At 61.7% G+C, this 10,981-nt stretch carries 8 protein-coding genes; 6 read left to right on the forward strand and 2 right to left on the reverse strand.

Features of this window, described 5'->3' with window-relative positions; translation table 11 throughout:
- From ONB25_14535 to nhaC, 6 genes are all read left to right on the forward strand, one after another.
- Positions 1 to 813: gfo/Idh/MocA family oxidoreductase (locus ONB25_14535; protein MDZ7394101.1), on the forward strand; the 813-nt coding region annotated here is incomplete at its 5' end.
- A gap of 44 nt (positions 814 to 857) precedes the next feature.
- Positions 858 to 1,685 carry a sugar phosphate isomerase/epimerase gene (locus ONB25_14540; protein MDZ7394102.1) on the forward strand — a complete coding sequence of 276 codons (828 nt, stop codon included), beginning with the start codon at positions 858 to 860 and terminating at the stop codon, positions 1,683 to 1,685.
- A 38-nt stretch (positions 1,686 to 1,723) separates the two neighbouring features.
- The gene (locus ONB25_14545) at positions 1,724 to 3,583 is read left to right on the forward strand and encodes a DUF1080 domain-containing protein (GenBank protein MDZ7394103.1); all 1,860 of its coding nucleotides are present in this window, start codon (positions 1,724 to 1,726) and stop codon (positions 3,581 to 3,583) included.
- A gap of 60 nt (positions 3,584 to 3,643) precedes the next feature.
- Entirely contained in the window at positions 3,644 to 5,170 is a 1,527-nt protein-coding gene (locus ONB25_14550; protein MDZ7394104.1) for an insulinase family protein, read from the forward strand.
- Positions 5,171 to 5,209: 39 nt separating this feature from the next.
- Entirely contained in the window at positions 5,210 to 6,667 is a 1,458-nt protein-coding gene (locus ONB25_14555) for an insulinase family protein (GenBank protein MDZ7394105.1), read from the forward strand.
- A 154-nt stretch (positions 6,668 to 6,821) separates the two neighbouring features.
- Positions 6,822 to 8,249, forward strand: a complete 1,428-nt coding sequence (nhaC, locus tag ONB25_14560; protein MDZ7394106.1) for a Na+/H+ antiporter NhaC — start codon at positions 6,822 to 6,824, stop codon at positions 8,247 to 8,249.
- A gap of 34 nt (positions 8,250 to 8,283) precedes the next feature.
- On the opposite strand, the gene ONB25_14565 is transcribed toward nhaC, so the two are convergent.
- Together ONB25_14565 and ONB25_14570 are read right to left on the reverse strand one after the other, a co-directional pair.
- Positions 8,284 to 9,918, reverse strand: a complete 1,635-nt coding sequence (locus tag ONB25_14565; GenBank protein MDZ7394107.1) for a cobalamin B12-binding domain-containing protein — start codon at positions 9,916 to 9,918, stop codon at positions 8,284 to 8,286.
- A gap of 4 nt (positions 9,919 to 9,922) precedes the next feature.
- Positions 9,923 to 10,981, reverse strand: a 1,059-nt coding sequence (locus tag ONB25_14570) for an NAD/NADP octopine/nopaline dehydrogenase family protein (protein ID MDZ7394108.1), incomplete at its 5' end; no start/stop codon positions are given.

Below are 10,981 nucleotides of genomic sequence, written 5' to 3' on the forward strand. Positions count from 1 at the left end.
AGGGGCAAGCAGATCATCTGGACGCGCGGGGCGGCGATAGCCGGGCGCCCCTACCTTGCCCGGGCTGCGGAGGAGCACAGCGGTCCGCATATGCCCTGGTTCTGGGAGGGCACACTGCAGGGAGGCGGCGTACTCAACGATATGATGTGCCACTCGGTGGAGGCGGCCCGCTTTATGCTCACCCCTCCAGGTGCCCCACGATCAGTGCTCACCCCGGTGAAGGTCACGGCCCACACCTCCTGCCTCAAATGGCAGCGGCCCGAGTACGTCCGACATCTGAAGAAGTACAGCGACGGCAAGCTCGACTATCGCCGCCGGCCCGCCGAGGATTTCGCCCGCTCGCTCATCGAATACCACGACGAGCATGGCGAACCGCTGGTAGTGGAGACCACCACCTCTTGGTGCTACGTGGGCGCAGGCCTGCGGCTGAGCATGGAGCTGCTGGGTCCCGAGTACTCCCTTTCGATCAACACCTTGGATACAGGCCTCAAGGTTTTCTTCAGCCGCAAGGTGAAGGGCGAGGCGGGCGAGGACCTGGTCGAAAAGCAGAATGCAGAAATGGGCCTCATGCCGGTAGTGAGCGTCGAGGAAAGCGAGTACGGGTACGAGGCAGAAAACCGCCACATGGTGCAGTCGTTCTTAGCGCGCAAGCGCCCCATGGAAAACTTTGACGACGGGTTGAATGTGGCCGAACTGCTCATGACCGCCTACATGAGCGCCGAACAGGAAAAAACACTGGCGTTTCCGCCTCCTGGCCTGGAGACTTTTGTGCCGCAGGTGGCGCAAGGCACGTGGAACCCGCGCAAGAGGTGAATCGGACCACGATCGTTAGGCCCCTAACCGAGGAGACTCCCGCTATGTGGCGTACGATGTGGTGCGCGCTCCTGGTGGTCGCATGCGCGGGGTGCAGCGGCACTCGCAAAGGCCCGCCGCTCGCCGTGCAATGCTGGACGTTCAGGGCATTCACTTTTCTCGAAGCTCTGGACCAGATCAAGGCGTTGGGGGTGACGGCTGTGCAAGCCTATCCAGGCCAGCCGCTGGCGCCAGGGCTCCCCGGGATAGTCTTCGACCACCGCATGAGCGCAGACCAGGAGGCCATGGTGGTGGAGGCGCTGCGAGAGCGAGGTTTGCGGCTGGTCGCCTACGGCGTGGTGGACCTGGGCCACGACGAGGAGAGCATGCGCCAGGTATTCGACTTTGCGCGCAGGCTGGGCATCGGCACCATCGTGGCGGAGCCTGAGTTCGACGCTTTGCCCCTGGTGGAACGCCTGGTGCAGGAGTATGACATTCAGGTGGCCATCCACAACCACCCAGAACCGTCGCGGTATGCGCGGCCGGAAACGGTGGCAGAGCAGCTGCAAGGGCGCGACCGGCGCATCGGGGCCTGCGCGGACACCGGCCACTGGCTACGCACCGGCGTGGTGCCCGTCCACGCCTTGAAGATGCTGCGTGGCCGGGTGCTGGACGTGCACCTGAAGGACCTGAACGCCTTTGCCACGCGCGACGCGTACGATGTGCCCTGCGGCCAAGGCAAGGCGGACATCAAGGCGGTGGTGGCCGAACTGCGCCGGCAGGGCTACGAGGGCTATCTGACCATAGAATACGAGAACGAGCAGGAGCGCCGAGACCCGTCGCCGGCGGTGGCAGAGAGCATCCGATTCCTGAAAAAGCTTGGCTGCCGCTGAGGCGTCGGTCGAAATGAACGGGTCGTAGGGGAGAGAGCATGAGGACAGTTCGGGCTTTATTCATAGGAGCAGGCGCAGTTCTTGTGACGCTGGTCGCCTGTGGGAACAAGGAGCAATGGGTCACGCTGTTCGACGGTCACACAACTGACGCCTGGCGCGGATTTCACCGCACCGAGTTCCCTTCTGCGGGCTGGACGGTGCAAGATGGGGCTCTGAAGACCATCGTGGGCGGCGAACATGTGGACCTCATCACCAAGGACAAGTACCGCAACTTTGAGCTTGAGCTGGAATGGAAAGTGGCGCCGGGTGGCAACAGCGGCATTTTCTACCGGGTGAGCGAAGATGCGGACGCCGTGTGGCAGTCGGCACCTGAGATGCAAGTGCTCGATGACCAGCGCCACCCCGACGGCCGCGACCCGAGGACCTCTGCCGGTGCCTTATACGGCCTCATTGCGCCCCACAACAAACGCCTTCTACCTGTCGGGTCCTACAACCGCGCTAAAATCCTGGTGCAGGGCACGCACGTGGAGCATTGGCTCAATGGGCACCAGGTGGTCAGCTATGACTTGACAAGCGACTCACTGCGCCAGCTGATTGCACGCAGCAAGTTCAAAGACTACCCGTGGTTTGCCCTGGAAAGGAGCGGGCACATCGCTCTGCAACACCACGGCGAAGAGGTCTGGTACCGCCGGATTAGGATTCGTCCCCTGCCCGATGAGCCCAACGTGCCTCCGGAAGGGTTTGTGGCCCTGTTCAACGGACGCGACCTGAGTGGCTGGAAGGGTCTGGTGGGCAATCCGCTCACGCGCAGCCAGATGAGCGCCGAGGAGCTGGCACAGGCTCAAGCCGCGGCTGATGACACGATGCGCGCCCACTGGCACGTGGTCGACGGCGTGTTAGTGTTTGACGGCAAAGGATCTCACCTCTGCACCGCCCGCGACTACGAGGATTTTCAGCTGCTGGTGGACTGGAAGATCGAACGCGATGGCGACAGTGGCATCTATCTGCGCGGCTCGCCCCAGGTGCAGATCTGGGACGCCACCAAGCACCCGGAAGGGTCAGGCGGCCTGTACAACAACCAGATCCACCCGAGCAAGCCGCTGGTCCGCGCCGATCGCCCCGCAGGGCAATGGAACACCTTCGACATCACCATGGTGGGCGAGCGTGTGACTGTTTTGTTGAACGGCCAGCTCGTGGTGGACGACGTGGTGATGGAGAACTACTGGGACCGTAGCCAACCCATCTTCCCCAAGGGGCAGATCGAACTGCAAAGCCACGGCTCACCTCTCTATTTCCGGAACATCTTCATCCGCGAGATTCCCAGACCGGGCGAGTGGCGTTCGCTGTTCAATGGCACGGACCTTTCCGGTTGGGTTGGCGCCACCGATGTGTACAAGGTAGAGCATGGGGCAATCGTCTGCCCAAAGGGAGCCTACGCCAACCTTTACACCGCTGAGGAATTCGCCGATTTTGTGCTGAGGTTTGAGTTTCGGCTTACGCCGGGGGCAAACAATGGCCTAGCCATACGCGCCCCGCTGGAGGGCGATGCTGCCTACGTGGGGATGGAATTGCAGATTCTGGATGACTCGCACCCTGCCTATGCCGAGATCAAGCCCTATCAATGCCACGGCTCTATCTATGGGGTGGCACCTGCACGCCGTGGCCACCTACGGCCGGCCGGGGAGTGGAACGTCCAAGAGGTCACCGCACGCGGACGCAGGGTCACGGTTGTGCTCAATGGCGCCACCATTGTGGACGTGGACCTTGACCAAGTCAGCCTCGCAGGCACGCCGGACGGCCACGCGCACCCGGGCCTAAAAAGAAACCGCGGGCACATCGGCTTCCTGGGACATGATGCCCACGTGGAATTTCGCAATATCTGGGTTAAGGAACTGTGAGCTCCTAAGGGGAAGGAGCTAACCGCCGCCTGCAACAATAACCAAACGAGGAGTTGCACAATGGAGAGAGCACGTACGGCAAAAATCGGCTTTGCTTGTCTGCTCGCCCTGATCTGGATGGGAGCACTCCTGAGGGCGCAGGAGCTCAACCTTGAGGATCAGGTGATCGAGCACACGCTGGACAACGGGTTGAGAATCCTCATGGTAGAGCGCCACGAGGTGCCGCGCGTTGTCTGCCACATCTACTACCGCGTGGGCTCGGTCAACGAGCGGCCCGGAATCACTGGCATCTCTCACTTTCACGAGCACATGATGTTCAAAGGCACGCGGACCATCGGCGTGACCGATTTCGAAGCCGACGATGCCCTGAACCGCCAGATCGACAGCCTTTACCAGCTCATTTATCGCGAGAAGTACTGGAAGCGCGACGGTGACCAGGCCAAGATCAGACAGTGGGAGGCGCAGGCCGACAGCCTGATGAAGTACGAGAAGCGCTACATCATCAAAGACGACCTATGGGAGACGTACATGAAGAACGGCGGCACCGGCCTCAATGCCTCTACCGGGCAGGAGATCACCGGATACTACGTCACCCTCCCCTCCAACAAGGTGGAGCTGCAAATGTGGTTAGAGTCCGACCGCATGCTCCATCCTTATTTCCGCGAGTTCTATTCCGAGAAAGAGGTAGTGCGCGAGGAGAGGCGCCTGAGCGAGAATAGCCCGGGCTACTTTTTCCGGGAGCAGCTTGAAGCGACCTTCTGGGCAGCCTCCCCGTACGCATGGAGCGTGATCGGCTGGGATGCTGACCTCCAGAAGGTCACCAAGCAGGACATGATCGAGTATAACCGCCGCTACTATGTGCCCAACAATGCGGTCGCGGTGTACGTGGGCGACATCAATCCGCAGGAGATCATCGCGCTGGCGGAAAAGTACTTTGGCCGGGTGCCCCGCGGCCCGGACCCGGAGCCAGTCCGAACCACCGAGCCCAAGCAGTACTGCGAAAAGCGCGTGATCGGCGAGGCGGAGGCCCCTCCCTCCGTGACCATCATGTACCACGTGCCACCTGCGGGCCACCCTGACGATGAAGTGTTTCGCGTCATCAGCGGCCTGATGAACGGGACTACGGGTCGGCTGTACAAGAAACTGGTGAAGGAGAAGGGCATCGCCGTGGAGGCCTCCGCCGGCGGCGGAGGAATGATGTACGACGGCCAGTACTCCTTCCGCGGGCGTCCCAAGTCCGAGGCCGGGCACACGCCAGATGAACTGGAGCAGGCCCTGTACGAGGAGATCGAGCTATTGAAGACTGAACCGGTCTCTGAGCATGAGCTGCAGAAAGTCAAGAATCAGGCGGAGGCTAATTTCATTCAAAGCCTGCGTTCCACGTACGCCCTGGCCGCTCGCCTAGGCCGGGCCGAGCTTGGCTTGGGGTGGCGCGATCTCCAGCAGTCGCTGCAGCGCATGAAGGCTGTGACCGCCGACGACATCATGCGCGTGGCGAACACCTACTTCACCAAGGACAACCGGACAGTAGGTCTCCTCTACCGTACGGCTCGTCCCGCACCGGGCAAGCGCCCTAGCTCATCGTAGAACAACACACAGTGTTCTTTTAGCGGAGGAGGAGCGCATATGCGAACACTGCCTATGATTCTCCTGGCGGTGGCCGTGGTGGCGAGCACCGCGACCATTTTCGCCCAGATTCCCGATCATCCGAGACAACTTTCGTTTAGCCCACTGACTTTTGCGCCGCCCAAGGCAAAGGACTATCGGGTGGTCCTCTCCAACGGCATGGTGGTTTACATTGCGGAGGATCACACCTTGCCCACTGTTGACATACGCGCCACCGTGCGCACCGGCAGCCTCTATGACCCCAAAGGTAAGGAGGGGCTTGCGCGCATGGCCGGCGACGTGCTCCGCACCGGCGGCACCAAGAACATCAGCGGCGACGAGCTGGATGAGCGCCTCGCGTTTCTTGGCGCCTCCATAGGTAGTGGTATCACTTCAACCTCGGGCAGTGCCTCCATGTCCTGCCTGGCGCGCCACACCGACGAAGTGCTAGGGCTCTTTGCCGATATGCTCATGAATCCCGCGTTCGCCGAAGACAAGATCCGCCTCTGGAAAGATCAGGCCATCGAAGCCCTGAAGACCAAGAACGATCAGCCGCGCGCCGTGTTGGAACGGGAGTTCCGCAAGCTGCTCTATGGCGACCACCCCCTAGTGTGGGAGGAAACCAAAACGTCCTTGGAACGCATCACCCGCGAGGATCTTCTGCAGTTCCACCGCGCCTACTATGCGCCCAACAACATCATCCTGGCCGTAGCCGGCGACTTTCAGCGCCAGGAGATGCTGCAAAAGCTAGAAAAGGCGTTCGCCGGGTGGCAACCCCGCCAGGTGAAACTGCCCCCGGTGCCTGAGATCAAAGTGAAGAACCGCCCCGGCGTGTTTATGATCCAAAAGCAGATCAACCAGGGCTACGTCAACGTCGGGCACTTTGGCATTAAGGACACCAACCCGGACGTTTTTGCCATCAACGTGATGAACTTTATCCTTGGCGGAGGAAGTTTCACTTCCCGCATCACCAGCAAGGTGCGCTCAGACGAAGGGCTTGCCTACAACACCGGCTCGCGCTTTGCGAACGAGCATCTGTTTCCGGGCGCCTTCTACGGCTATGTCCAGACCAAATCCCCAACGGTCTACTATGCCATTTCGCTCATCCTAAGGGAGTTCGAACGCATTCGCAAAGAACCAGTGACAGATCAGGAGATGGAGACGGCGAAAAACTATTTCCTGGACAGCTTCCCGGACCGGTTCTCCACCGCCATCGGCACCATGAGCACCTTTGCCTCGCTGGAGTACGACGGCTTCCCGCTTGATTACTACGACACCTACTGCGACAAGATACGGGCGGTGACCAAAGAGGACGTGATGCGAGTGGCGAAGAAATACATCAAGCCACACGAGATGACCATTATGGTGGTGGGTGACATTGAGGCGTGTCGGAAGGGGTACGACAAGCATCCAGGTACGCTGGACCAGCTTGGCAAGGTCACCGTGCTCGAGCTTAAGAACCCGCTGACGGGAATGTAGCAGCCCTCTCGCAAGGCATGAGGCACGCGCTGCCGCCACCGAAGCGCGTGCGACAGCTAATGCACAGCCGCAGGTAAGCAGTCCGCTCCCCGGCACTACTTCCTGCGGCTCTGCTTCATAGGGCGGTGCCGGTGCTCGACAGACGAGGTGGACAATGGAAAGTTTTGCAAACGGAGAAAACGACTCTACCAAGAAGCCAGGGCTCTTCGTGGCTTTGCTCCCCATCGTGGCGATGATGACGCTGCTGATCGTCGGCTACGGGGTGTACAAGATCGTGCCGCAGGTGTTGCTCATCGCAGCAGCCTTCATCACCGGCGTGCTTGGTCTGATTTTGGGCTTTCGCTGGGAGGACATGCAGAGGGGCATTGTGGAAAGCATTCACAAGGCCCTCCCCGCCATGCTCATCATGATCTGCGTGGGCATCATCATCGGCGCCTGGATCGCCGCTGGCACGATCCCGATGATCATCTACTACGGCCTGAAGCTCGTTTCGCCCCGGTTCTTCCTGGTCACTGCGTGCCTCGTCTGCAGTCTGACCTCTCTTGCCACCGGCACCTCCTGGGGCATCATCGGCACCTTAGGTGTGGCGTTCATGGGCATTGCCATGGCGCAAGGGATACCCCCGGGGCCGGCTGCCGGGGCCGTGGTGGCGGGCGCCTACTTTGGCGACAAGATGTCCCCCTTTTCCGACGTCACCAACCTGGCACCGGCGGTGGCTGCATCAAACCTCTTTGACCACATCAAGCACATGCTCTACTCCGCGGTGCCGGCGTGGTTGATTGGCTTTTTGGTCTACCTTGTCGTCGGCCTGCGCTACGGCACCGCAACCACCGAGTCGGAGACAGTGCGCCTAATCATGGAAACGCTCCGCCAAAACTTCCGTTTTCACGTTCTCTTGCTGTTGCCCCTGGTAGTGGTGTTCTATTTTGCCGCGGCGAAGAAACCGGTCCTCCCAGGGATGCTTTTCTCGGCCCTCATCGCAGGAGCGCTGGCGGTGGTATTCCAGGGCGCGACAATACCGGAAGTGGCTCGTGCGATGGATACCGGATACAAGGCGGCGACAGGGGTAGCTGAGGTAGACAGGCTGCTCTCCCGTGGGGGGATGATGAGCATGATGAGTGTGCAATTGGTGGCCTTTACCGCGTTCAGCTTTGGCGGCATCATGCAGCGCACCGGGCTCTTGCAGGCCATTTTTGAGCGCATCAAAGGGCTCACCGCACGCGTGGGCAGCTTGGTAGCCACTACGGTGGTCAGTTCCATCCTGACTGCGATGGTCACCGGCAGCTCCTACCTGTCGATGATCGTACCGGCGGAACTGCTGGCCCCAGTCTACCGGCAGAGAGGTTTGGCGGCGAAAAACCTCTCCCGCATCGTAGAGGAGTGCGGGGCGATCATTGTGCCCCTCATCCCTTGGAGCATGGCGGGGGTTTACGTGACCGGCACCATTGGGGTGTCACCTTTTCAGTACCTGCCGTGGGCGGTGCAGAACTATGCGGCGGTGCTGATCCTGCTTGTGTTTGGTTTCACGGGCTTTACAATGGCACCAAAGGTGCGGGAGGACGAAACGCAGGTGGGGAGCTGAGTGCCACCGGTGCGCAGGACCACCACGCGCGGCCTCAAGAGCGCAGGAGGGCGAGCCTTTCCTTCTCCTTCAGTACCTCCCCTGTCTTCGGGTCAACGGCCACGCAGGCGCCGTTCTTCATCTGCGTGGCCACTTTGCCCGCGGCGTGCGGATTGCCGCACAGGTGCGGGGCATCCAGAAGCCCCATCTGCACCGCGCGCGCCAGGGTGTCGGGGTCGGTCCAAGGATCGTCTACGTGCTGCGCGGGGAGCGCCCGCACCGCCTCCAGCAAGAGCCTGGCCTCGTCAACAAGCTCCTCCGTCCTTGCCCGGATCAGGGGGTGTTCGGTCATTGGGAGGGGGCCCAGCGTGCGATTCTGGATCACCCCCCTCACGATGCCGGCGCTCTCTATGATCTCGGCGGGCGTGGCGGCATGGTCCCCTTCACAATATGCAACCACATGCACAATGTGCGGCTCCAGGGCCAGCTGGTAGAAGGTTGAAGCAGCGAGCTGCCCCTTTGCTACGTCGGCTGCGGCGCTCATGCTGGCCAGGCCGGTGCGCGTCTGGCGCACGCTCACAAATCCATCGTCGTGCAGTGATTCGATCAGGGCGACCTTGGCCTGCATCTTGGCCAGGTCCATGGGCGCGGAGGTGCGCGCCGGCGTGTTGAACATGAACTGCGCCACGTAATGGCGAGCCCCCATGCGCTTGGCATTGTAAGCGGCAAGGAAAGCCGCGGCCACCGCCACCGTGTCAGGTGCTTCGCGCAGACTCCAGTGGTGGGCCTCGTTTACCTCAAGAGGGATGCCGCGGCTGGCATACCAGCGCATGGCCTGCTGATTCTCATGGATGGCATCGGGAAGAAGCCGGTTGGAGCGGCCGTCAAGGACGTTGTACCAGAAAAGCGGTACCGCACCCCACGCCACGTTGATGGTCTCGGCCAACATCTCCGCCCACCGCACCAGGTCGCGCGTGCCTGAGTAGCAGCGCACCAGAGGAAAGTTGCCGCAGCGGGTGGCCTCATAGATGGCCCGCAGGTCAGCTGGCGAGCGTAGTGGAACCCCGCCTGCGCCGTCAAGCTCCGGCCGCATCTCCTGCGGGCGGAAGAAGCACGCCTGCGCGTTCTGGTCCGGTCCGATGGAAAGCACGTCGATGGCCCCCGACAACGCAAGTTGACGCGCTCCTGCAACGGTTGCTTCCAGACTCGGCAGGCCGAAGTGATGGCGCAAGAGCGGCAGGGGGGCCGCGGCGGTAATGCGGGCCATGAGGGTCTGGGGTGGCGGGCCGGAAGGCTGCGCTTCTGTTGCCCTTCGGGCGAAAAAGGCCTCCACCTGCGGACGGGTGGCATCGCCGAACGTGACCGTGAACAATCCGCTTTGCCGGGCCACCTCTGCCGCGGGGGGCGTACCCCCGAACAACCACACCTTGTCCTGCCAGTGATGGGCCTCCACCATCGCGCGCACTCGGGCCAACAGCGGGACCAAGGTCTCTGGTGTCAGGCGGTAGCTCAAGGCCACCATATCCGGCCGCAGCCGTTCGATCTCGCGTTCCAGCCGATCCACGTCCACCGCAGCCCCAAGAAAATGTGTCCGATAGCCATAGTGCTCGGCAATGCGGAGGAACGACAGCACGCCGGCAACGTGGACGCAGTCGCCGATGGCCGCGGCAACAATTGACTTCTGCCTCACGGTCTCACACCTCCCCAGTGACGGCCAGCAGCCGGATGTCTCTAATCGACTTGCCGCGCAGACCGAGAGAATCTACGGTGCGACCTTTTTCCCAAAAGTCCACCCCGCGCATGAGCGAGGCCAGATGGATGATGGCCTTGATGGTGGGGGTTTCCACCTTCAGCATCTCGCCGATGGAAGCAATGGGCACCAGGCTCATGGGCACGTCCTCGTCGATGTAACGGTGGTGGAGGCGGTCAGGCGCCTTAATGCCCACATAGCCAGGGTTGTCGTGCATTGCCTCGTAGAGGTCCTTGCCGGTGGCGCTGTAGGCGGTGTAGAGCCAGTTGCGCGCGCTCATGGCGCGAATGCCCAAGGCCGCGGCCACATCCAGCCGCTCCTTATCAATGCGCTCCAGCACCCGCGTAACCGAACGGCTCGCCCCCTGCACGTAGTACTCAAAGTCGCCATGGGTCTCCTCAATCCAGGCGGCATTGAGCACGGTCAGCGCCGGGTGGAAGACGGCGCCAATATTGTCGAAGCTGGTCTTGAACACATTGTCGCCTGGGACGAACTGCGGGAAGGCGCGGTTGATGACCTTCAACACCCCAGGAATCCAGTACGCGGGGAGGGTGGCCAAGGGCACTGCCGCCTTGATGGAAAAGATTTTGGCGTGCGCCGGCCCCAAGGCGCGGGAGGCGTAGAGGAAGGTCTGTGCTTCGGCGATGAAGGGCAGCTCCTGCACGCCATGCTGACGGAGCACGTGCATGAATTCCAGGGCGCCGCCGGTACGCCCAGGGTTTAGCACCACGATCTGGTGCCCTTTGATGTGCGGCGCGCACACCTCGGCCATGTAGCGATGGCCAGTGGCCGGCACCACCACCATGAGCACGTCCACCCCTTCCAGGCACTCGGCGATGTCGGTGGAGGCAAGCGCCACCTTGCCGAATCCCTTCACCTCTCCTTCCAGCCGGATGCCACCTCGCTCCTGCACGGGCTGGATACGGCGCCGTCCGCGATTGAATAGGTTCACCTGGAATCCCATCAACGCCAGGTGCCCGGCCATCGCCAGCCCCCCGTGACC

The organism is candidate division KSB1 bacterium, from assembly GCA_034506335.1.
In the GTDB taxonomy this organism is placed as follows: domain Bacteria; phylum Zhuqueibacterota; class Zhuqueibacteria; order JANLFK01; family Oleimicrobiaceae; genus Oleimicrobium.